This is a genomic window from Bradyrhizobium sp. CCGUVB1N3 (assembly GCF_024199925.1).
Taxonomy (GTDB): domain Bacteria; phylum Pseudomonadota; class Alphaproteobacteria; order Rhizobiales; family Xanthobacteraceae; genus Bradyrhizobium.
The window spans coordinates 8,921,900-8,944,775 of sequence record NZ_JANADR010000001.1 but is presented as its reverse complement, the minus strand read 5'-3'; the positions used below and the strand labels follow the sequence as shown (position 1 = coordinate 8,944,775).

Sequence of the window (22,876 nt, the reverse complement as noted above, 5' to 3'; positions counted from 1 at the left end):
GAGGACACAATGATCAATAGACGTGATTTCGGAAAGATCAGTCTGGTTGCCAGCCTCGCCACAACAATGGGAAGGCCGGCATGGGCTGCGTCGGCTGCCGATACCGCCGTCAAGGCCGCCCAGCAATACAAGGGACGCACGATCACGATCGTCTGGGAGGCAGGGCTTCAGTCGCTCGATCCCACTCACTTCTCCGGTCCGAAGTGGAAAGAGCTGACCGGAATGGACGTGAAGGTGGTCGAGGTCGCCACTGCAGAGATGTTCACCAAGATCATGCAGGACTACAAGTCGGGAGCCGGCGCCTATGACGCGCTCAACGTGATTCCTGCCTGGATGCCAGATCTTGCCCAGGCCGGCGCGCTCGAAGTGCTCGACCCCTATGTCGAGAAATACGGTTACGCCCCCGAGCTACAGACGATCGCACCGACCTACCGCGACAACCAGATGAAGGTGGGCGGCAAGATCTATGGCTTCCCCGACGATGGTGACGTTTTCCTGATGTACTATCGGCGCGACCTCTTCGAGGATCCAGCCGTACAGAAGGCCTTCAAGGAGAAGACAGGCAAGGACCTGGCGGTGCCGAAGACCTGGGCGGATTTCGATGTCGTCGGAGCCGGTCTTACGGACATCCTCAAGGACAAGGGTATCTACGGCGCCTCCTTCTTCCGGCAGCCTCCTTACGCGATGTACATGTTCGAGGAACGCTTCCGCAATGAGGGCGGCAAGTTCTTCGACGCCGACACCATGAAGGCCGCGATCAACTCCGATGTCGGCGTCAAGGTCTTCACCGCCATGCGCAACGAGAACAACTTCATGCCACCCGGCGTGGAGCAGTTCGGCTTTGTGGAGAACCTCGCGACTTTCCTGCAAGGCCAATCGGCCATGACCATCTCTTGGCCGCCCTATGGGCGCTGGGCCGAGGGTTACGGTACGGACCAGGAGGCACTGAACTGGGTCCCGAAGACAACCATCGCAGGCAAGGTGGGCTATGCCTTACCACCAGGAGGACATCCCGAGCTCGCTGCCGGCTTCGCCTTGTCGATTTCGTCGACCTCGAAAAACAAGGATGCGGCCTATCTGTTCATCCAGTGGCTCAATAGCGAAGATGTGAGCCGCCAGCGCGTTCAGCTTCCCTACACGCTACGCGATCCGTTCCGCGACGCGCACTATGCGGATCCTGGCTATCTCGCCCTGTGGCCAAACGCCAAGGACTATCTGGCAGCCTTGAAGCAGGCCTCGCAGACGGGCCTTCTCGATCTGTCGCTCCTGCAAACCGACAAGTATGAGGAGGTCTTGCGCCAGGCGATTTCAAAGCTCTGGGCGGGTGACGATCCGAAGACGATCCTCGATGCGGCAGCAGCCCAGTGGAACGACATCACGCAGAAGATCGGCGTCGACAAGCAGAAGATGGTCTATGCGGCTTGGGCCGCTGAGTCCGGCGCTTATCCGAAAATATAACCGCGCCTCTCACCTCTCCCGCCTTCCAGCGGGAGAGGCTCCGCCCGCCGTCGGCGACGGCACGAGACCAAAGCGGAACGCATCCCGACTTCAGCCATGGCCGCCATCGCCCATCCCGACCGCAACTTCAAATACTGGCTGATCTCGCCGGCCGTCTTCCTGCTCTTGCTGGTCGGCCTGTTCCCACTGATCTTCTCGCTGGTGGTGAGCTTCATGCGCGTCTCCATGCTGGAGACCGACACATCCTTTGCCGGATTGGTGAACTACGTCCAGCTCTTTCATGACGCGAGACTATGGCAGTCGCTCCTCCACACGGTGCTCATCATGGTCATAGCCCTGCCCATCGAGCTGTTGCTCGGCCTCGCCATGGCCTACCTGTTCCTTGACCGCTTGCCCGGTCGCCAGCTTTTGGTTTCGTTGCTGGTGCTGCCAACAATCATCTCACCGATCGTCGCCGGCGCCACATGGCGGCTCCTGTTCGATAACCGTTATGGTCCGATCAACCAGATCATTGGCTGGTTCGCTGGTCACCCCGTGCCGGCCCTGTGGACGGTCAATCCCGGGCTCGTGTATCCCGCCATCATCTTCTGTGAGATCTGGCAATGGACACCGTTCATGTTCCTGATCTTGCTCGCCGCCCTTTCCAACGTCGATCGCTCATTGACCGAGGCCGCTGAGATTGACGGAGCGCGGTTCTGGCGCAGCTTCCGCTATGTTGTCCTCCCCGCAATATTTCCGGTCATGTCGATCGCCATTCTGATCCGCGGCCTCGACCTCTTCCGCATCTTCGACATCATCTGGGCGCTCACGGCGGGCGGTCCCGGCACGATGACCGAGACCATTTCCGTCTATACCTACATCCAAGGCTTCAAGCAGTTCGAGTCGAGCTATACGGCGGCGATCGCCTTCCTTGTCATCGCGCTTCTCACCGTCATCGTGACCTGGGCCATTCGGCGCATGGGGCTGGCAAAATGAAAGGCGCACCGTTTCATCGCCGCAAGGAAACGAAGCTCGTCGTACGCTATCTCATCGCGACGTTCCTCGTCGTTATCTTCGTCTTTCCAATCTACTGGCTGTTTGCCATTTCGTTCAAGACGCCAGGCGAGATCTTCGCTGTTCCGCCAGTGTGGTATCCGAAGAGCATCCAGTTCAACAATTATGCGGTCCTGTTCAAGGATGGCGATGCAAAAACAGTCGGCAACAGCCTGGTACTTTCTTCGGTATCAACCTTCTTCGCCATGATCTTCGGCACCGTCGCCGCCTACTCACTGGCTCGTTTCAAGACAGGTGGCGAAAACCTCGGCGTGTGGATCATATCGCAGCGCATGATGCCTCCCGTGGCCATCGCATTCCCGATCTTCCTCTTCTACGTCTGGCTCGGCTGGGTCGATACCTACATCGGGCTTATCATCCTTTATACGGCGTTCAGCCTGCCCTATGTGATCTGGATGATGCGCGGCTACATCGAGGAGATTCCGCTAGAGCTCGAAGAGAGCGCCCTCATCGACGGCTGCAACCGCTGGGAAGTCCTGTGGAGGGTGGTATTTCCGATGGCGCGCTCCGGACTGTTCGCCACCGCCGTCTTCACCTTCGTCTTTTCCTGGAACGACTTTCTGTTTGCACTGGTCCTCACGCGCACCGAGGTCACGACCTACACCGTCCAGGTCACGCATTACTTCGGCGGCCAGTCGAACTTCTGGTCCAAGATCGCCGCGATGTCGGTGCTCGGAACCATCCCCGTGTTCATCACCGTCGCAACGCTTCAGCGCTATCTCGTCCGCGGCATATCCATGGGCGCAGTCAAGGGTTAGCTCGTGTCGGATCTGAAGATTACCGGACTCCACAAGCACTACGGCACATACCATGCCGTCAAGGGAATCGATCTTGAGGTGCCCTCGGGCGAGTTCACCGTCCTGGTAGGCCCGTCGGGGTGCGGCAAGTCAACCTTGCTCCGCACCGTCGCAGGGCTCGAGGAGGCGAGCGCCGGAACAGTTGAAATCGGCGGAAAGGACGTGACGTGGGCGCGCCCACGCGATCGCGACATCGCGATGGTGTTCCAGAATTACGCGCTCTACCCCTATCTCAACGTCTATGAAAACATTGCATTTGGCTTGCGGGCGAGGAAAGTTGCGTCCACCCAGATCGACAAACGTGTGAAGCGTGCCGCCGACATGCTCGGCATTGCGCAACTCCTCCAGCGATTTCCACGTGAGCTTTCCGGCGGTCAACGCCAGCGCGTCGCGATCGGCCGCGCGATCGTGCGCGACGCGCTGCTCTTTTTATTCGATGAGCCGCTGAGCAATCTCGATGCCCAGCTTCGCGACGACATGCGGGTTGAAATCAAGCGGCTCCATCAGGAACTCGGCCGCACCATCATCTACGTGACCCACGACCAGATCGAGGCGATGACACTCGCTGACCGCATCGCGCTGCTGCGCGACGGCAGGATTGAACAGCTCGGCACGCCGCTCGATTTGTACGAGCGGCCAGCGACGCGTTTCGTGGCCGGCTTCCTCGGCAGCCCGAAGATGAACTTCCTTCCCGCCACCATCGAAACCGGAGAGGTAACTCTTCGCGATGGAACCAGGCTGACCCTGCCTATCGGGCGCAAGGCGCCAAACGGCCAAGCCATAATTTTGGGACTCAGGCCCCAGCACATTGCCAAAGCCAGCGCGAGCGCCGCGCCAGGTCACGTGCAGTTGCCATCGACCATAGAGCTCGTCCAACCGACGGGATCGCGGGTGCAGGTTAGCATGCCACTCGGGGGAATCAGCATCACCGCGGAATTCGCCGCTCACGAGGTCACCGCGCCGGGCGAACAGGTCAGTATCGACATTGATATGAACCGCGCCGTTCTGATCGATCCACAAACGGACAAGGTCATTTGAGGGAGCCACCATGGCCCAGAGGAAGCCGAGCCGCGCAATCAAGCTCTTCGGAACCGAAGCTCCGGAAGGCAAGCGTCGCGAATTGACTGCAGGCCCCATCTCGGCGGTCTTCGACAGCGGCGCCTTACGCTACATCCGTTACTACGGTGAAGAGATCTTGCGAGGAATTTCCTATATCGCGCGCGACAAGGACTGGGGCACCTATGCTCCGGCAATCGAAGACCTGAAAGTCCGCCAAAACAAGAATGGGTTTGCGATCACCTATCAAGCCATTTGCAAGGATCAAGATCAGTCGATCCGGTATACCGCCAAAATCGACGCAAGCAGCAATGGGACACTGAAGTTCTCGGCCGAAGGAACGCCCCTTTCTGATTTCCTCACCAATCGCACAGGGTTTGTGGTGCTGCATCCACTCGCGGGAACGGTGGGGCGTCCGGTTGAAGTCGTCCACACGGATGGGAAGAGAGCGAAGCGCAAATTCCCGAAACTTATCAGCCCCGGTCAGCCCATCTTCGAAATCCGCTCACTCAAGCACGAACCGTTGTCCGGCGTTGCGGTGACCGTTCTCATGGAGGGAAACAAGTTCGAGATGGAGGACCATCGGAACTGGATGGATGCCTCCTACAAGACCTATGTGTGCTCTCTGCTCGATCCCTGGCCGTATACGCTGGAGAGGGGCAAGACCTTCAGCCAGTCAATCACACTCACCGTCTCAGGCAAGCCGCCGAAATCGAGGCCGAGGGCCTCCGTCGCCGATACGACGGTAACTCTTGCGGGCACGAAAGGCCGTGTTCCGCAAATCGGCCTCGGTGTGCCGATGGGGGAAGCTGCGGCCGCGCTCGAGGCCGTGGACCTGATCGCTGCGGCGAAGCCTCAATCGCTCGTTTGTCAGATCGACGGACGCGAGCGAGGACAGGAAGAAGCCGCCGCCTGTTACCGCGATCTGTCAAGGCAAACGGGAGCTCCGGTCACACTCGAGATCATTCTGCCGGCCAGGGAGCCGGCCGATAAGGAAGTGGCCGAGATCGCGAGCGCGGTGAATGCCGCGGGGCTCACACCTGCGTCCGTTGTTGTCACCCAGATGCACGATCTCAAATCGTTTCAGCCCAACACACCGAGGCCCTGGGGGCCCACCTACGAGGACATGGCGACGGCCGCGCGAGCCTCCTTCCCCGATGCCATGCTTGGCGGTGGAATGCTCTCCTATTTCACCGAATTGAACCGCAAGCCCGTCCCCCACGGCGTGTTTGACTTCATCACGCACACCAGCTGCCCCATTGTCCATGCGCCCGACGACATCTCGGTCATGGAGACACTTGAGACGCTTCCGTGGATTTTCACTTCAGCGCGGGCCATGATCGGCAAAGTGCCATATCATCTCGGGCCGACCAGTATTCCCTGTCGTGACAACCCCTATGGCGCAGCGGTTGCGCCGAACTCCGACAACAGGCGGGTCTGTCTCTCCGATATGGATCCGCGCCAGCGCGCACTTTTCGCCGCGGCATGGAATCTCGGCTATCTCGCCGCGGTGGCTAGAGCTGGTGTCGATGCGATAACCCTTGGCTCTGTCACTGGCTCGCAAGGGATGATCTATCGTAAAATGGCCCACACCCAGCCGTGGTTCGACGGCAGCGACGCCAGGCTCTTTCCCGTCTACCATGTGATTGCAGGTCTCGCTGCTGCGAGCGGCGCAAGACGCATCGGTACGGATTCGTCTGCTAAGCTTGCCGCTCTCGCCCATCGCAACAAGGCCGGCGAAGTGCTTTGGCTAGCCAATCTTTCGAGCGAAACTCAGCGCGTGAAGGTCAAGGGCTTCGATGGCCCTGCTAGATTGGATGTTCTCGACGAAAGAAGCTTTGAGGCGGCCGTGCGCGATCCAGCCTGGCTCGACAGCGGCGGCACCTTCGTCCGCAAGGTGGGAAGCTTTGAACTTCCGTCCTATGGAGTTATCCGAATCAGCAGCAGCTAGGTTGACCTGACGCTGGACCGCGTCTCCTTCATCTCAAGGTGTCGTAGTAGCGGGGGAACGCCACCTTTCCGCACGCCAACAGTACTTGCGATTATCTCATCCGATCCCTGGTCGGCCTACGAGAGCTCTTACATTCGCCGCTTGGTCGAGATGGTCAGGAAAGCGAAGTCACAGGCCTGTACCGCTCCGCCCACCAGGCCAACGCTGCCAGCACGCCGTACGTCGGCAACGTGGTCATCGCCAGGGAGTGCGGTGTGGAAGGAATAGGAGCAAAGACGCTGTAGAGCTGAACGCCCACCATCGCCAGGCAAAGAAGCGCTGGCTTCTTCAAGCCTCTCTCGCCGGACGCCGAAAGCCGCTTCTGCATGAACCAAGCGGCCGCAAGCACCGGTCCGATCTCGATCGCAAGCGAAGTGAGCGGATAGTTCCACAGCCCGAGTCCGACCTTATGGCTGTTTCCATAAAGCGGCAGGTCTTCCACGTGGACGAGAAGATCGAGCAACCAGTGAGATACCACAGCCAACCCCAGCAAGCAGGCCTCGCCCCAAGGGCGAGTGTGAAAGAGGTAGCGATAGATGAGCATGGCTCCCAATGCCCAGAGACCAGCGGTCGGGAGGCCGTGAGTATAGGGCATGAAATAGAGATCGAGCGGATTTGTCGCGGTGAACCCAGGAATGATCCGCACCTTCTCGACATCCAACAGGACCAGCACGCCCCACACGATGTCAAGCAACTGGACGGCGACAAACAATAATCCCAGTGACATCTTTGGCCGAACCGCCTTGATGGCGAGAGCCGGAGCATAATGACCTACGAACATCGGATAACGCCCAACCTCTCCTAGCGAGATATGATCCAGGTTCGACCCTGGCAGATCAGCTCCAAGGGAATAGCCGCGAGAGTTGTCACAGCGGCATTTCCCTACATGCCCGCAAGACTCTTAGAATAAACAAGACCGGCGTCAGCAATGCATGAGTGAAAAACAACAGGGCGAAACCCGAGGCGGCCATCAGAATGAAGGTCAGGACCACGGGCAGGAGAAGGAGGCCTTCAGTCGCCAGCGCCAGATACCTTGCGAGGACGTAGCGTGCCGATATCGAAGCAATCTGCATAGCGACTTTAGCGACTGTGCATCCGGTGACGCCAAGCGGTGGTGAAGGGCATTGCTCGCCCCTCGGCCTCAACATTATGTCGACCGGAACAACAGCGATCGGCTGCGTAGCGCAGGTCGGTATCGCTCACTTGACTGTGCCCCGAGCCGTGACCAGGAGTCGCTTTCCGATGGTCTGATCGTTCTCGACAGCATCGAGCATGGCGCTTGCGACGTTCGCACGAGAGACCTTGGGCAAGCCTGACACCTTCTTTACTTCCGAAAGCTGACGCACCTCGGCAGTTGCGTCTAATGGGCCGTTTGTGAGGATCACTGGATAGATGATCGTCCATTTCAGGCCACTTTGCGCGAGAGCAGCCTCCGAATCCGCCTTGTCCTTGTAGACAGAAGAAACGACCGTCCTGTAGAGGAAGCGGGCAAGCAGCGAGGCAGAGCGGCTCGTTTCTCCGACGCCGTAGGCAGAAAGAAGAATCAACCTGTGGACGTCTGCCGCCTGCATCGCGCCGGTCACGCACGGCAAGCTCTTCTGCATGAAATCAACATTTCTCAGTTCGTGCGTGCCGAGGCAGCACAGAACGGCGTCAGCGCCCTTCAGGATGGATTGAAGGGTCGGCTGATCGGCGAGTTGCCCCGCAGCAATGGTGACGCCCTCTTTTGGCTCCAGAGCCTCTGGCCTTCGTACGTAGGCAACTACGTCATGTCCCCGCCCAACGGCCTGATCGACAATCTGGCGCCCCGTGGCACCGGTCGCGCCGAGTACAACGATTTTCATAGAACCACCACTATTTGGCTCGCCGCGAACGTTTTGATTGGGCGAATACAGCCTGCTTCGCTGGTGGCACGCGCTCCATCCGTAACGGCTGGGACACGGCATCGAGCGCACGCAAGCACACTTCGATAATAGCGCTCTGCGACACGGACGCGTCGACCGCCTCCTCGCGCGCAAGGGCTGCGACGAATTCCAACCAGGCGTTAATCACGCTGCGGGCAAATGCGGTGTCGTCGAGCTTCTTCAAATCGATGATGCGGCCAATCAGCACGGCATGGTTAGACTCAATCAACTCACTGACGAGAAGGGCGGCAGCAGCCGCGTTCAAAGTGAGATTGATTGCGTGGCCCGACCGCGGTGAAAAGTGATCTAGATAGTTCGCTAGCGCTGCGCGCAGGTTTTCGTCTGCCGAGCGTTGTGGGTTAGGCCGCGTCGCTTCAAGCAGGGCCTCGGACTCGCGCACCAGAACGGCCTCGAGCAATGCGCTTTTGCCGGGAAAGTAGTGATAAACAAGCGGCCGCGTGACGCCCGCATCTTCGGCGATTGCCGACATCGAGGCACGGTCGTATCCATCCCGAATGAAATGCTGCGCTGCGACCTGAACGATGTGATCGCGGCGCCCATCCGGCGTCATGCGCGCTGGCGTCAGCTTATTTGTCATCTGTCAAATCTAGGCCACATCGCCCTATTTGTCAACTGTCAGCGACAGAGAGCTGCGCCGCCGGCGTTGGCGAGTCCGAGACACGAACTAAAGTCCGAGGTGTTGAGCGGATGTCGTACGCTGCCGAGAACCTTGCCTCCGGACTCCTGCACCACCTGACCGGTCTCGCGCTCACGCGCCTCACCGAACGCATAATCGGCCGTTAGGAAATACCAATTGTCGCCGCCCTGCTTCGCGATCGTGCTTGAATTGGCAATTGTATCGCAAGTGCCATGAACCATGTGCGTCGGGTTACGCCACCGATGCCGGCAACCTGATCGGATCGTCAGCGCTCCGTAGCGGTAGCAGAGAACGCGTTCGATTGACGCCAACTTACCTCAGCTAGACTCGCTGCGGTAGATCGGAGATCCGCAAGTTGGAAGGATGGGATTTGAAACGGCACGATCCTCCCAACGCTTTCGACGAATGTGTAGCGGGGAGGTGCAATTCATCCATAGAGGTGAGTTCAAGATCTATGATGGAGTAGTAGAAGCCATACCAGCCGGTGACCGCGAGGAGGGCCAAGGCTATACTCAAGGGAAGAGGCAACGCTTGCTTGCGGAGTTTGCGAGCAACCAACATGAACGTATTGGGTAAGAGGGCTTCCGACGCGTCGCCTCCCCCCGGATAGTGGAAGTTGGTGTTGGGCGGTTGTTTAGTCACGATGGCGCTCATCTCGACTTGGTGCACAAATGCTGGATCCGTTCATTATCCTGTTCCGATCATATGGCTCAGCCAGGAGGACGGAAGATCGATCTCGTACTCGTGCCAAGCCGGTCCGAAAGCCAATCAAAGATGTGTTCGTTGCTAAGTGTCGGGTTGTCCGCATGCGCCTGCTCGGCACCAGTTTCTTCAGCCGTGAATATTCTAAGCGTGATATCGCGTCCTCGCGCAACCAGCCCCGCGCTCAGCTCCCTTATACGTTCAGTCTGCAACCAACCGCGTTCTCCTGCGGTCACCAGGACCGGACATTTTAGGTTTCGCGCAGTTCGACTTATGATTGGGTCGAAGAACTCTCCGTTCTGTGGTGGCCCAAGGCGCCCCCTCATGAACTCCATTTCATGCATCTCCCAGAGACCGCAGTCGCAGACCGCCGCGGCAAACCTGCCGTCCAGGACGGCACCTCGGGCTACAAACGAGGAACTCCAATCATCGGCGACGATTGCCACGCGATCCGCATCGACGTCAGGCCTCCCAAAAACATAATCAGCGACGGCTCCGATCGCTGTCTCCAGGTTACCACGCGCAACGGCCTCGCCGAATCGGCTTGTTGGGCCGGCTCCATGCAAATCAACGATGAGCAGAGATAGACCACGAGAGAGCGCGTGAGGCACCAACTTGTAAAGGCATTGTTCCTTCCTCTGTTCGGGTTCACCGAAACAGACCACCACCGGCCCCCGCGCCGCGTCAGCAGAGGCCGGCAGAAAGTAGCCCTCAAGTGGGTAGCGCCCCGACCAGCCTATCGACACCACTTCGCCAGGCAATCTCGCATGACGAACGTAATTCATCGCGCATTGTCGCATTCTTGCGATGGCGGCCTCGTGACGCTGGTCCGTTGCCTCGAATGGAAAGGCAGCTGCTTGATAGTAGTTCAGAGCCCTAAGCCAATTGCTCCAGGCGGTCTGCGCGTGACCATCGCGAAATGCGGCATTTCCTCGCTGCTCGCTGATGTCTCCTATTCGCCACCAGTGGCTGTGCCAGGATTGATCGTCCGAAAAATCGATGCACCCTAACGTGGCCGAGCATTCTGCGAGTGTAGCGCCCCCCTCCTGGGCGGCGACGAAAATCCGATTAACTTCTGCCTGCAAATCTTCCCTGTCGAGCCGCAGCGTCCACGAACTTGAGGCGAACTGGAACGCTGCATGATCGGCGTTCACCGCGCCGACTTTGCATTCTTGAGGCCGTGGCCAAGCGAGGTGATTCACGGGAAAGGCAGCGCGCATCATGCCGGTCAACTCTGATCGGTCCGGAAAGACCGTGAGACAGCATTCAGCACGAATCCGTCATTTGTCATGTGTAAAATATGAATTCGGCACAGCTATTTGTCAAGTGTCAGTAACGGATGGACATGAGCGCGCCTCGCATAGACGCGACCGACGCGGTGCGGCAGAACACTGCGAGATTGAGCATCGGCGGAACATATGAGCCCGCACAATTTTCGACACCAACGTTTGCCGAGGGGGCCGTGCTACTTGGCCGGCAATATGAGGATACGCTTGTGATCGTCCGTTTCGAGTACACGCTGCCGCCGAATATCAGGAGCGCCTAGCGCTCGGCATCGGCGCCGGTACCATCGCCGATGAAATGCGCTTTCCGTCGGCTAGGAATTCGCACATCTGCGCACACGACTCCTATCGCGGGATTCCGGATCGCCGGGTCGGCTTGCCGACATCCTCACCAGTCTGCCTTCCACCTCATCCGTGTGGGCTCGCGAGTGGCCTTTGCCCTCGAATAACGGCGCTAAACCCTCCATTCGGTTCGATCTGCGCCGTCAGCGCATCAGCACGCATGGTTGCGGGCCTCGCCTGGATGGCCGCGAACCAGCGCTTGAGATGCGGAAAATCATCGAGGTTCTGGCCCTGCCGTTCATGCGGTATGACCCAAGGATAGCTTGCGATGTCGGCGATCGAATAGTCGCCCACTAGAAATTCGCGGTCGGCCAGACGTTTGTTCAGCACGCCGTAAAGCCTGCTGGTCTCATTGACGAAACGGTTGACAGCGTAGGGCAGCCGTTCGGAAGCGTAGATCCCGAAATGATGATTCTGCCCCGCTATTGGACCGAGCCCACCGACCTGCCAGAACAACCACTGCAGTGTGTCGTATTTGACCCGCACATCGGACGAGAGGAGCTTTCCAGTCTTCTCGGCAAGATACGCAAGAACCGCTCCCGACTCGAAGACAGAAATCGATTTTCCTCCATCGAGAGGTTCGCGATCCACAATGGCGGGGATACGATTGTTCGGCGATATCTCCAAAAATTCCGGCTTGAGCTGGTCGCCGGTGCGGATGTTGACGGGAAACAACTTGTAGGGAACCGAGGCCTCTTCGAGAAACATAGCGATCTTGTGGCCATTTGGAGTCGGCCAGTAATAGAGTTCGATCATCGTAGGCTTGTCCGGACTTCTGATAAATTGACCGAGCGCCTACCTGGTCGACAGGCACACTATTTCTCGAGCCCGCAACACGTAGGCAGACTCGGATTTGGCATCACGGGATAATGACCGCAGGTCCGACCGTGGCGCGGCTCTCCAGCTCTTCATGGGCACGTCTGATGTCGCGCAAGGCATAGCTGCGATTGACCTCGGCGCGCACCTTGCCCGATATCACGGCGTCGAAGAACGCGGCCGCGGCGGCTTCGTAGTCGGTACGCGTGGCGATCCAAGTCCGCAGCGTCGGCCGCGTCACAATGATCGACTTCCGGTGCAGCAATTGCAGGTCGAACGCACCGACATTTCCCGACGCCGTGCCGTAGCTGATCACCATGCCCATCGGGCGGATGCAATCGAGCGACTTCAGAAACGCTGATTTTCCGACACCGTCATAGATCACGTCAGCGCCGACGCCGTTGGTCAGCTCCATGGTAAGGGCAGCAAAGTCCTCGCGGCTATAGACGATCACATCCCGGCAGCCGTGCGCTTTCGCGATATCGACCTTGCTGTCGGCGCCGACCGTGCCGATGACGCGCGCACCCAGCGCATTAGCCCACTGCCCAAGCAACAGCCCCATGCCGCCCGCCGCAGCATGCACCAGCGCGACGTCACCAGGCTTTATCTTGTAGAGGCGCCGCACCAGGTATTCGGCCGTGAGCCCCCGCAGCAGCGTTGCTGCGGCGACTTCGTCGGAAATCTGCGGGGGCAAATGCAACAATGTACCGGCAGGGACGACGCGCCGCTCGGCGTAGGCGCCAGGATGGATGTAGGCGACTCTGTCACCTGGCTTGAAGAGGGACACGCCGGAGCCAACCGTCTCGATGACGCCGGCACCTTGCCCGCCCAGGATGATCGGCATGGCAGCCGTATCGTGCGGACCCGCTTCGCCCTCGCGCTGATAGGTGTCGGCGAAGTTCAGGCCGATCGCGGTTTGCGCCAGCAGCACCTCGCCGGGCCCGGGACTGCGCAGTTCGGCCTCCTCGTATTGCAGCACTTCGGGCCCGCCATGGCGGTGAATGCGAACGACGGCAGTTTTCATGGTTTACGGCTTTCAGTTTTGGAGAGACTCGCGATCATGTCAGCGAACACCCGCCCTCCAAACAGGATGTGCTCGCGCATTGCCTGTTGCGCCAGGGCCTCGTCGCCGCTCTTGATCGCGTCAGTTATCCGCGCGTGTTCCTGCCACGATGCCTTTAGCCGGGCCGGCTGATTGAGGCTGCTGCGGTGATAAAACCGCATGCGCTGCCGCGTCAGCCTGACCTGTTCCGCCAGGAATTCGTTGCGTGCCCCCTGATAGATCGCCTCGTGAAACGCCGCGTTGTTCTCGATGTAAGTCGGGTTATCCAGCCGCTTGACTGCAGCCTGTGACGCGAGATGCAGCTTGACGAGCTGCACCTTTTCGGCCGCCGACATCCGCCGGGCCGCGAGCCCAGCCGCTTCGGCCTCAAGCGCGGTCAGCACTTCGACCATACCGATCGCGAGCTGCGGAGAAACGCCGGAGACCACCGCCCCATGGCGCGGCACCAGTTGCACGATACCAGCGGCAGCGAGCTGCAAGAGCGCCTCCCGCGCGGGCGTGCGCGACACTTCAAATCGCTCTGCCAAGGTTTGTTCATCGAGCCTGTCGCCCGGCAACAACCGGCCGTGCTCGATATCGTCCTCCAGCTCCTTGCGAAGGGCGTCGCTGGTCCTTACCCGCATGACTGCTTCTCCTATGTATACATAAATTAGCCTTGCGCATACGTAAAATCAATGCTGAAAGGAAGCCTTCGGAAGGCGCCCGAGAGCGTCAGCCTGCTGGGAGAGCCCATTGATGATCGACCGAAGAGGTTTTCTGACCGGAAGCGCCGTCGCGCTGCTGGGAATCCGGCCCGCCAGTTCGCAGGCCGATTACATTGCCGAGCTCTATGCGAAGGCCAAAACCGAAGGCGAACTCACCTGGTACATCGTCTATTGGCCGTCGGATCGCGCGGAAAAACATGCGGCGATCTTCACCAAGGCCTTTCCCGGCGTCAGGGTGAATGTCGTGCGGGCGACGGCTCAGGTCGCCTACCAGCGACTGAGCCAGGATATCCAGGCCAATGTTGCGAATTGCGACGTGTTTGCGTCCACCGATATGGGCCAGTACGTCGCGCTGAAAGAGCGCGGCCAATTGATGCCCTACAAGCCACGCTCGATCGAGGAAATCGATCCGCGTTTCCTGGGCGTCGATCCCGATAATGCCTACCAGGTTGTCGGCGCTACGACAGTCGGCCTTGCCTACAACACCAACAAGGTGAAGCCGGAGCAAGCGCCGAAGACCTGGAAGGAATTCATCGATCCCAAATGGAAGGCCCAATCCGTCGTCGGCCATCCAGGCTTCAGCGGCTTTGTCGGCACTTGGGTGGTGCAGATGAACAAGCTCTATGGTTGGGATTATTTCGAGCAGCTCGCGGCGCTCAAGCCGCATGTTGGGCGTTCCATCATCGACACCGTGACCGTGCTGGTATCCGGCGAGCGCAGCGTCGCGGCGAGCCCATCGGCACTCGTGCTGCGCAGCGCCGCCCAGGGCAATCCGATCGCGGTGTCCTACCCGGACGAAGGCTCCGTGTTGATGATCTCCGGCTCGGCAATCATGAGGAACAGCAAGCACCCCAACGCCGCAAAGCTGTTCATGGAGTTCCTCTACTCGGCAGAAACTGCGGGCGAGGACATCGAGGAATTCGGTGTGCCGCTGCGGCGCGATGTCGCCGTCCCCGCAGGATTCAAGAAGCTTGACGATCTCAAGACGATCCGGCCGACGATCGACGAAATCATCAAGGGTATTCCGGAACTCACAGAGAAGTGGCGCGACACCTTCGGCGTTTGAGCCGTGGCGCCGATTTCAGGAGCAGACCGCATGATCATCCTTCACCACGGCTCACGTTCGAGCGCCTCGCGCCGCGTGCGGCTGTGCCTCGAGGAGAAGGGCCTCAGGTATGAGGGCCATGTCGTCGACATGGCGAAGATGGAACATCACTCGCCCGAGTACCTGAAGATCAATCCGCTCGGCGTGATTCCGACCCTGATTCACGATGGCAAGCCGCTGCACGAAAGCGGCACGATCTGCGAATATCTCGACGAGACCTACCCCGATCCCCCGCTGCGTCCCGACACGCCTTTCGAACGCGCCGAAATGCGCAACTGGATCAGGCATATCGACGGCCTGATCGGCAATCTCATCATCTTCAACTGGCGCCACCATTTGCAGAAGACAGCATCGCAATGGACCGATGCCGAATTGGCCGAGAAGCTCAAGAGCATTCCCAGCAAGGAACGGCAGGAAGCCTGGCTGCGGGTGGCCCGCAAACCTTACACCGAAGAAGAACGCGACGCCGCGCGAGGAAAGCTCGTCGTGCTGCTCGACAAGATGGAAGACGCGCTCAAACCGTCCGGTTGGCTGGTCGGGAAGGCCTATTCGATAGCCGATATTGCCGCCGCCCCGTTCGTGAAAAGAATCGACGAGGAAATCGCACCGGACGAGGTCACCGCGCAGAAACATCCCCGCGTCAACGAATGGTGGACAAAATTGCAGGAGCGACCGGCGTTCCTGCGCGCAGACTTCGGCCCCTTCCTCGGTCCCTGAAGCCAGATTGGATTCGACCCATGCCAGATATCGCCAAGACCCCCGCAAAGTTCTACGCCGGCGGCAAGATTCTGCAGCACGTCTCCGATGGCGTCGGAATCATCACCTTCAACAATCCCGAGAAGCACAACGCGATGTCGCTCGAGATGTGGGAGGGCTTCGGCAGCGCGCTCACCGCGCTGCGCGACGATCCCGAAGTGCGGGTCGTGGTCCTGGTCGGCGCCGGCGACAAGGCCTTCATCTCGGGCGCGGACATCAGCCAGTTCGAGAAGGTCCGGTACAATGCGGAGGTCTCCGAGGACTATTCCCGGCGCAGCGAGACGCAGCGCGTGCTGTTTGGCGACTATCCCAAACCGACCATCGCCTGCATCCGCGGCTTCTGCCTTGGCGGCGGCATGCTCGTTGCGATGCTGGCGGATATCCGTATCGCTTCCGACCAGAGCCAGTTTGGAATTCCTGCCGCCCGACTCGGCATCGCCTACGGCTATGACGGCCTGCGGCACCTCGTATCCCTGGTCGGGCCGTCGCAGGCGCGACTCCTGATGTATACGGGCTCGCGCATCGATTCCGCCGAAGCGGCGCGGATCGGCCTGGTCGACCGAGTGTTGCCGGATGCGCAATTGTGGAGCGCAACGATCGATATCGCGCGCACTATCTCCAACAACGCGCCGCTCTCGATCCAGGCCTCCAAGATCACCATCGCACAGGTGCTGAAGGACCCCGACGCGCGCGACATGGCCGCCGTCAAGGACATCGGCAATGCGTGCATGGACAGTCAGGACTTCCGCGAAGGCCGGCAGGCGTTCATGGAGAAGCGCAAGCCAAGGTTCCAAGGGCTGTGATGGCCGATCTCGGAATAACCAGGCCCCAGAGCGCCGTCACGACAAAGGTCGCGGCCGCGCTCCGCGCCACCATCAACCCGACGACACTCGTCGCATTCGTACTTGTGGCGATGCTGTTGTTTCTGGTCGCCAATCCACTGTTCCAACTGGTCACGTACAGCTTTACGAAGGCCTCCGACCATAGCTTCACCTTTGCGAACTACGTCACGGCGTTCGGCCGTCCGCGCTATGTCCAGGCGCTGATCAATTCGCTGGAACTCGGCGCTGCTGCCGCGCTCTTCGCCAGCCTCATTGCGGTGCCGCTGGCCTGGGGTGTTGCGCGCACCGACATGCCCGGACGTGCCTTCGTCCACGCAGTGGTGCTGGCGTCGTTTCTGATTCCGCCCTTCGTCGGTGCCATCGGGTGGATCCTGCTCGGCGGACCGAACGCCGGCTGGATCAACAAGGCATGGATGGCTGTCACCGGCGCATCGCATGGGCCGTTCAACATCTTCACGTTCTGGGGACTGGCGCTGGTCACCGCGCTCTACTCATTTCCGCTGATTTATGTCTTCGCAAAGTCCGCGCTCGAGCTGATCTCCACCGAGATGGAGGAAGCCGCCGCAATCCTCGGAGCGGGACCGATGCGGGCCACGCTTCGCGTCACCCTGCCGCTTGCGCTGCCGGCCATCCTCGGTTCGGTATTCCTGGTGTTCCTCGAAGTGCTTGGCCTTTACGGCACACCGGCCTTGATCGCGATCCCCGCGGGCTTCAACGTCGTCACCACACAACTTGCAGCCTTCTTCGAAAATCCGATCAGGGTCGAAGTTGCCGCCGCGTTCTCCATGCCGATGGTCGGCATCACCATCGTACTGCTTTGGGTGCAGCGCCGCCTCCTGGCGCGCAAGAGCTATGTCACGGTCGGCGGCAAAGGCGGTCACCGCGCACCAATGGCGCTTGGCCCGTACCGCTGGATATTGTTCGCCTATGCGATGCTGATCGCCGGCTTCACCGTGTTCATGCCGCTCTGCATCATCCTGCAGACGTCTTTCAGCAAAGCCTGGGCGCTGCCGATGTCGGTGACGAATTTCACTTTGCGCAATTTTCAGCAAGTGATGTTCGAACAGGCGACGGTCCGCCAAGCGCTCTTCAACACGTTTGAATATGCCATCGTCACCGCCACCATCTGCACCCTCCTGGGCTTTGCGGTCGCCTATATCTCGCAGCGCAAGCTCCTGCCCTATTCCCAGTTGCTCGCCAACATCACCTTGGCGCCGTTCGCGGTGCCCGGCATCGTGCTCGCAATCTGCTTTTACGCTGCCTATGCGCCGCCACCTTTTGCGCTCTATGGCCTGGGCGCCCTGGTCGTCGTTGCCTTTGTCACGCGCTTCCTGCCGATCGCGTTCACCAATTCCAACTCGGCGATCCAGGGCCTGCATCCAGAACTTGAAGAGGCCGTGCGGATCGCGGGCGGCAACCAGGCGAACGCCCTGCGGCTGGTGGTGCTGCCGATCCTCAAGAAATCACTGTTCGGAAGCTGGCTCTTGATCTTCATCGTCGCCACGCGGGAGCTGTCGACCGCGATCTTCCTCTCCGGCCCGCAGACCCGAGTCGTCTCTGTGCTGACGCTGGAGCTGAGCGAACAAGGTCAATACGAAATGCTGTCCGCGATCGCCGTCCTGCTCCTGGTCGTGACCGGCGTGCTGACCCTGCTCGGCGCGACCGTTCTTGGTCGGGATTTCATGCTGAGGCGAAACTGATGGACAAGCTGCAACTCAAGAACCTCACCAGAAAGTTCGGCGACCTCACGGTCGTCGACGATCTCAGTCTCACGCTCCGCGCGGGCGAATTTGTCTCGCTATTGGGGCCGTCAGGCTGCGGCAAGACGACGACGTTGCGGATGATCGCAGGTTTCGTGATCCCGACCGCCGGAACAATCGAGATGGACGGTAAGCAGATGTCGTCGGCCACCTCTTCGCTGCCGCCGGAGCGGCGGCGGATGTCGATGATCTTCCAGAGCTACGCACTGTGGCCGAACATGACGGTGGAGCAGAACGTCGCGTTCGGTCTGAAGATGCAGAAGGTCGCCAGGGAGGAGCAATCACGCCGCGTCGGGGAGATACTCGACGTGGTGAAGCTTCGTCACCTCGCCGCGCGCTATCCCAACGAACTCTCCGGCGGCCAGCAGCAGCGGGTATCGTTGGCACGGGCGCTGGTGGTCAAGCCGGAGATCCTGCTGCTGGACGAGCCGCTGTCAAACCTCGACGCCAACTTGCGCGAGGAAATGCGCAGCGAGATCCGCCGCCTGCACAATGAGTTCGGCATCACGTCAATCTACGTCACACATGATCAGTCCGAAGCAATGACGGCCTCGGACCGCATCGCCGTCATGAACAAAGGCCGCATCGAACAGATCGATGATCCCTTGACGCTCTATGCACGGCCCAAGACCCGCTATGTCGCCGAATTCATCGGGCGTTCGAACGTCCTCGAGGGCAAGCCGAACGGCCCGACCATCGCTTTTGGCGGGTTCGAGGTTGCGTCAGAGCGGCTCGGCGCGCGCGGTCCGATCCGCACCAGCGAGTTCTCGCTGCGTTCGCAGAACGTCGCGCTGCATGCAGCCTCCCCTGGCGGCGACGCCGTGATCCTGCCCGGCAGCATCGCCGAGCGCGCATTCCTTGGCGAATCCTGGGACTATGCATTCCGCTCCGAGACTGGGGATCTCAGGCTGCGCGTACTGTCGCCGCCCGTGAGTGTATTCACCGTTGGCCAGAAAGTCTGGCTGGAAATCAATCCATCATACATCATCCCGATTCAGGACGATCACCATGCATAAGCCCGTCGATGCGCCCGTTCGTGGCACCGAGCACACGCAAACGCCACGGTTGCCGCTCTCGCGGTTCAAGGTGATCGATCTGACGCTGGCACGCGCCGGTCCCTCCTGCGTCCGTACGCTGGCGGACTGGGGTGCCGACGTCATCCGTGTCGAGCCGCCGCCGGAGAGCGGTGAATCCAACGACATCCTGGGCAGGCGCGATGGCTCTGACTTCCAGAACCTGCATCGCAACAAGCGCGCGATCACGTTGAACCTGAAGACCGATGAGGGCCGCGAGGTCCTGATGCGGCTTGCCGAGCAGGCCGACGTGATCGTCGAGAATATGCGGCCGGGCGTCACCAAGCGGCTCGGCGTCGATTTTGAAGCCGTGAGGAAGCGAAATTCGCGCATCGTTTACGGCAGCATTTCGGGCTTTGGCCAATATGGCCCCTATGCGGAGCGCCCTTCGCTCGACCAGGTCGCACAAGGCATGACCGGGATCATGTCGGTGACGGGCATTCCCGGCCAGGGTCCCGTCCGCGTCGGTGTCGCTGTGACGGACATCATGGCGGGCGCATTCCTCGCGCAGGGCATCCTGATTGCATTGCTCGATCGCGAAATGAGCGGTGAAGGTCGCTGGGTTCAGACCTCGCTGATCGAGTCCGGCATCGCGCTGCTCGACTTCCAGGCCGCACGCTGGACCATGGACAAGAAGGTACCGCCGCAGGAGGGCAACTTCCATCCCACGGTCACGCCGATGGGCCTCTACCCCACCGCGGACGGGTTTCTCAACCTCGCGGCAACCAGCAACCGTCACTTCCAGAAATTTTGTGCGCTGATCGACCGGGAGAAAATGGCCGCTGATCCGCGCTTCGCGTCCACCTCGCTGCGAGCGCAGAACAAGCAGGCCCTGAACGAACTGATCGCAGACGCGCTGGGTGCGAAAACCAGCCGCGAATGGTTCGAGATCATGGTCGCCGAGGGCATTCCCAGCGGCCCGGTCTACAATATCGACGACGTCTTCGCCGATCCGCAGGTCGAAGAATTGAGGATCACGCGGCCTGTGGAGCATCCACGCCTGGGCAAAATCGACCTGGTGGCACAGCCCTGCGAGATCACCGGCTTCGACCGTGCCATAAGGACGGCGACGCCGGAACTCGGCGAGCACACTGGCGAGATACTGCAATCGCTGGGCTACGACGTCGATGCGATCGAAAGGCTGAAGGCGGCGCGCGCCATTTGAGCGCGGGCCGCACAGCCTGAGCGCGCTTCGCCGAATATCAGGGCCTGCGGCCGTCCGTCGATGCTATTTGTCGAGCATCTTCATCAACGCGGCGTTATAGCGGTCGCCGCTGACGTTACCCGGCGCGAACATCTCCCCGATCTGGGCGATCATCTCACCGGCCAGACGGATCTTCAGCGCGCCCAGGTTTTCGGCGAGGAAGTGGAGCGTATCGCATCCGCAGATCGCGATCGTCCGGGCATCCCTGTTGTACAGCCAGGCAAGGGCGAGCTGCGACGTACTGCAGCCCAGTTCGCTCGCGATCGCGCCCAGGCGATCTACCAGCGCCACGTTCTTTGGAAAGTTCTCGGCCGAAAAACGCGGAAAGTGCCGCCTGACGTCCTTTGACTCAAGTTGATCGAGGCCGCGCAGCCGACCGGTCAGCATCCCGCGCCCAAGCGGCGCAAACGCCATCAGAGTGACCCCGAGCTCGCCGTACACATCGAGCATGCGTTCCTCGACGTCGCGCGTCCAGAGCGAGTACTCGGCCTGTACCGCGATGATCGGATGAACGGAACATGCGCGCCGTAACGTCTTCTCGGATATCTCGCAGAGACCAAGGTAGCGGACCTTGCCCTCCCTCACGAGGTCCGCCATGGCGCCGACCGTATCCTCGATTGGAACGTTCGAATCCAGGCGGTGCTGGAAATAGAGGTCGATATGATCCATGCCGAGGCGGCGTAACGACGCCTCGCAGGCCTTCTTGACATAGGCAGGATCGCCGCAGATGCCCAGGTTGCGGTCATCTGCACGCACATAGCCGAATTTTGACGAAATCAGCACATCCTGCCGCTGCCCCTGCAGCGCGGAGGCGACGAGCTGCTCGTTATGCCCCCAGCCGTAATAGTCCGCGGTGTCGATCAGAATGATGCCCTGATCCACCGCGCGCCGGATCACCTGTACCGACTCGGCATCCGACCTCGTACCGTAGGAATTGCTCATGGAGTAGCAACCCAGCGCCATGGCGTCCAAACGGATCCCAGTCCTGCCGAGCTCCCGCTCGAAGAGTTTATTATTCATTTCCCTCGTCCTCGCTGGGTGCAGCGTCGTTGGTTCACCGAAGAAACGGCGGCATCAGGGTTTTCCGTCGGGATCGTTCATCAACACCCAGGACGTTCCGTCAAAACGGGCGAGCCGCATATCCTCGATCGGGAAGAAATCCTCCGAGCTGGTGTTGATGCGGATTCCCGGCAACAACATCGGCAATTCGACGTCCTTCAGTGAGGCCGCTTGCTTCATGACGTTCTCGCGCGTCAGATCGTCGCCGCATTTTTTCAGGACGAGGACGATGGTCTGCGCCAGGGAATAACCGTACACGTTGCTGCCATCGGTTAGGCTACCGCGCGGATACCATTGCTTCATGAACGCGAGCCAATCGAGATAGGCCTTGTCGTTTTCCCACATCTTGTCGGTGGGATCCTTGAGATAGGCGGCAGTCACCGAGCCAATCGATTTCTCCAGCCCGGCCGGTGCCAGGGCCGTCCCTACGGACGCGCCAACGCTCGCGATGATCGTCGCCGGCCGCCAGTTCAGTTCGTAGGCGCGGCGGATCGCTTGCGCCGTGAAACGTGGGTTGGCATGCAGAAAGAAGACGTCGGCCCCGGCCGTCTTCAAAGCGACGACCTGCGAATCGACGGTCGGGTCGGTGACCTCATAGGAGGTCTCCGCCACGATCTGGCGGATCGCCTCGCCTAACCCGGCCTTGAAGCCCTTGACGTAATCTTTTCCGGAATCGTCGTTCTGATAAAGGATGCCGATCTTGGCGCCCGGGCGCGCGCTCAACGAATAGCGGGCGAGCGCTGCGCCTTCCGCCTGATAGCTCGGCTGCCATCCCATGGTCCACGGGAAGTTCTTCGGATCGCTCCACCGGGTGGCCCCGCTTGCGACAAGGAGCTGGGGTACCTTTCGGCTGTTCAGATATTTCTGGACGGCAACGTTCGGCGCCGTGCCGAGCGATGCCGCAACGAACAGCACCTCGTCGCTTTCGACGAGCTTTCGGGTCTGCTCGACCGTCTTGGGCGGGCTGAATGCATCGTCGTAGCTTATGAACTTGATCTTGCGGCCATTCACTCCGCCCTCGGCATTGATCTTCTCGAAATAGGCAGCCATCGACTGACCGATCGTGCCGTAGGAGGAGGCCGGACCGCTGTAGGGCATCGTCTGACCGATCTTGATTTCAGTATCCGACGCGCCGAGGTCGTACTTCTTCTGCGCGGCGACCGGTGCTGCCGTGAGCATCGCGGCGACGATGCCAGCCAAAATCCCTGGCCAGACTGTAGCCTCCTTCATGCCTATCCTCCCTCTTGTTAT

22 protein-coding genes and 1 pseudogene are annotated in these 22,876 nt (G+C 60.2%); 11 read left to right on the top strand and 12 right to left on the bottom strand.

Annotation, left to right across the window (positions count from 1 at the left end; all coding sequences use genetic code 11):
* Positions 1-9 precede the first annotated feature (9 nt).
* The 5 genes from NLM33_RS42255 to NLM33_RS42235 all read left to right on the top strand — a co-directional run bounded on the left by NLM33_RS42255 (position 10) and on the right by NLM33_RS42235 (position 6,315).
* Positions 10-1,458, top strand: a complete 1,449-nt coding sequence (locus NLM33_RS42255) for an extracellular solute-binding protein (RefSeq protein WP_254104313.1) — start codon at positions 10-12, stop codon at positions 1,456-1,458.
* 96 nt (positions 1,459-1,554) lie between these two features.
* Positions 1,555-2,433, top strand: coding sequence for a carbohydrate ABC transporter permease (locus NLM33_RS42250; RefSeq protein ID WP_254104312.1), 879 nt, complete (start codon positions 1,555-1,557; stop codon positions 2,431-2,433).
* Positions 2,430-3,269, top strand: a complete 840-nt coding sequence (locus NLM33_RS42245; RefSeq protein ID WP_254104311.1) for a carbohydrate ABC transporter permease — start codon at positions 2,430-2,432, stop codon at positions 3,267-3,269. Before NLM33_RS42250 ends, NLM33_RS42245 begins: the two co-directional genes overlap by 4 nt.
* A gap of 3 nt (positions 3,270-3,272) precedes the next feature.
* Entirely contained in the window at positions 3,273-4,346 is a 1,074-nt protein-coding gene (locus NLM33_RS42240) for an ABC transporter ATP-binding protein (protein WP_254104310.1), read from the top strand.
* A gap of 10 nt (positions 4,347-4,356) precedes the next feature.
* Complete coding sequence (locus NLM33_RS42235) at positions 4,357-6,315, top strand: hypothetical protein (protein ID WP_254104309.1); 1,959 nt, start codon at positions 4,357-4,359, stop codon at positions 6,313-6,315.
* 154 nt (positions 6,316-6,469) lie between these two features.
* On the opposite strand, the gene NLM33_RS42230 is transcribed toward NLM33_RS42235, so the two are convergent.
* The 10 genes and pseudogenes from NLM33_RS42230 to NLM33_RS42185 form a co-directional block, all read right to left on the bottom strand.
* Complete coding sequence (locus NLM33_RS42230) at positions 6,470-7,135, bottom strand: hypothetical protein (protein WP_254104308.1); 666 nt, start codon at positions 7,133-7,135, stop codon at positions 6,470-6,472.
* 85 nt (positions 7,136-7,220) lie between these two features.
* Complete coding sequence (locus NLM33_RS42225; protein WP_254104307.1) at positions 7,221-7,427, bottom strand: hypothetical protein; 207 nt, start codon at positions 7,425-7,427, stop codon at positions 7,221-7,223.
* Between the two features lie 126 nt (positions 7,428-7,553).
* Positions 7,554-8,198: an NAD(P)-dependent oxidoreductase gene (locus tag NLM33_RS42220; protein ID WP_254104306.1), complete on the bottom strand. Its 645-nt coding sequence runs from the start codon at positions 8,196-8,198 to the stop codon at positions 7,554-7,556.
* A gap of 10 nt (positions 8,199-8,208) precedes the next feature.
* On the bottom strand, positions 8,209-8,856 hold the full coding sequence (locus NLM33_RS42215) for a TetR/AcrR family transcriptional regulator (RefSeq protein ID WP_254104305.1): 648 nt from the start codon (positions 8,854-8,856) through the stop codon (positions 8,209-8,211).
* A gap of 56 nt (positions 8,857-8,912) precedes the next feature.
* A pseudogene (locus NLM33_RS42210) lies at positions 8,913-9,140 on the bottom strand (ABC transporter substrate-binding protein); the annotation flags it as partial.
* Between the two features lie 97 nt (positions 9,141-9,237).
* A complete protein-coding gene (locus tag NLM33_RS42205; protein ID WP_254104304.1) occupies positions 9,238-9,570 on the bottom strand; it encodes a hypothetical protein in 333 nt (110 codons plus the stop codon).
* A 56-nt stretch (positions 9,571-9,626) separates the two neighbouring features.
* On the bottom strand, positions 9,627-10,772 hold the full coding sequence (locus NLM33_RS42200) for a S9 family peptidase (protein ID WP_254104303.1): 1,146 nt from the start codon (positions 10,770-10,772) through the stop codon (positions 9,627-9,629).
* Positions 10,773-11,309: 537 nt separating this feature from the next.
* Positions 11,310-11,999: a glutathione binding-like protein gene (locus NLM33_RS42195; protein ID WP_254104302.1), complete on the bottom strand. Its 690-nt coding sequence runs from the start codon at positions 11,997-11,999 to the stop codon at positions 11,310-11,312.
* A 103-nt stretch (positions 12,000-12,102) separates the two neighbouring features.
* Positions 12,103-13,083: a quinone oxidoreductase gene (locus NLM33_RS42190; RefSeq protein WP_254104301.1), complete on the bottom strand. Its 981-nt coding sequence runs from the start codon at positions 13,081-13,083 to the stop codon at positions 12,103-12,105.
* Positions 13,080-13,745 carry a GntR family transcriptional regulator gene (locus NLM33_RS42185; RefSeq protein WP_254104300.1) on the bottom strand — a complete coding sequence of 222 codons (666 nt, stop codon included), beginning with the start codon at positions 13,743-13,745 and terminating at the stop codon, positions 13,080-13,082. Before NLM33_RS42185 ends, NLM33_RS42190 begins: the two co-directional genes overlap by 4 nt.
* Before the next feature lie 112 nt (positions 13,746-13,857).
* Between NLM33_RS42185 and NLM33_RS42180 the strand changes: the two genes are divergently transcribed.
* Genes NLM33_RS42180 through NLM33_RS42155 form a run of 6 tightly spaced genes read left to right on the top strand, consistent with a single transcriptional unit; the run spans position 13,858 to position 20,527 of the window.
* On the top strand, positions 13,858-14,892 hold the full coding sequence (locus tag NLM33_RS42180) for an ABC transporter substrate-binding protein (RefSeq protein WP_254104299.1): 1,035 nt from the start codon (positions 13,858-13,860) through the stop codon (positions 14,890-14,892).
* 30 nt (positions 14,893-14,922) lie between these two features.
* Positions 14,923-15,648, top strand: coding sequence for a glutathione S-transferase family protein (locus tag NLM33_RS42175; protein WP_254104298.1), 726 nt, complete (start codon positions 14,923-14,925; stop codon positions 15,646-15,648).
* A gap of 20 nt (positions 15,649-15,668) precedes the next feature.
* Complete coding sequence (locus NLM33_RS42170) at positions 15,669-16,490, top strand: enoyl-CoA hydratase (protein ID WP_254104297.1); 822 nt, start codon at positions 15,669-15,671, stop codon at positions 16,488-16,490.
* Positions 16,490-18,229 (top strand): iron ABC transporter permease, encoded by a 1,740-nt coding sequence (locus NLM33_RS42165; protein WP_254104296.1) that lies wholly within the window; start codon positions 16,490-16,492, stop codon positions 18,227-18,229. Before NLM33_RS42170 ends, NLM33_RS42165 begins: the two co-directional genes overlap by 1 nt.
* Positions 18,229-19,305, top strand: a complete 1,077-nt coding sequence (locus NLM33_RS42160; RefSeq protein WP_254104295.1) for an ABC transporter ATP-binding protein — start codon at positions 18,229-18,231, stop codon at positions 19,303-19,305. The genes NLM33_RS42165 and NLM33_RS42160 overlap by 1 nt, the downstream gene beginning before the upstream one ends.
* Positions 19,298-20,527: a CaiB/BaiF CoA-transferase family protein gene (locus NLM33_RS42155; protein ID WP_254104294.1), complete on the top strand. Its 1,230-nt coding sequence runs from the start codon at positions 19,298-19,300 to the stop codon at positions 20,525-20,527. The genes NLM33_RS42160 and NLM33_RS42155 overlap by 8 nt, the downstream gene beginning before the upstream one ends.
* A 63-nt stretch (positions 20,528-20,590) precedes the next feature.
* Here the strand turns inward: NLM33_RS42155 and NLM33_RS42150 are convergent, their stop codons facing one another.
* Entirely contained in the window at positions 20,591-21,529 is a 939-nt protein-coding gene (locus NLM33_RS42150) for an aldo/keto reductase (RefSeq protein WP_254106141.1), read from the bottom strand.
* A 111-nt stretch (positions 21,530-21,640) separates the two neighbouring features.
* On the bottom strand, positions 21,641-22,855 hold the full coding sequence (locus NLM33_RS42145; RefSeq protein WP_371930069.1) for an ABC transporter substrate-binding protein: 1,215 nt from the start codon (positions 22,853-22,855) through the stop codon (positions 21,641-21,643).
* Positions 22,856-22,876: the final 21 nt, after the last annotated feature.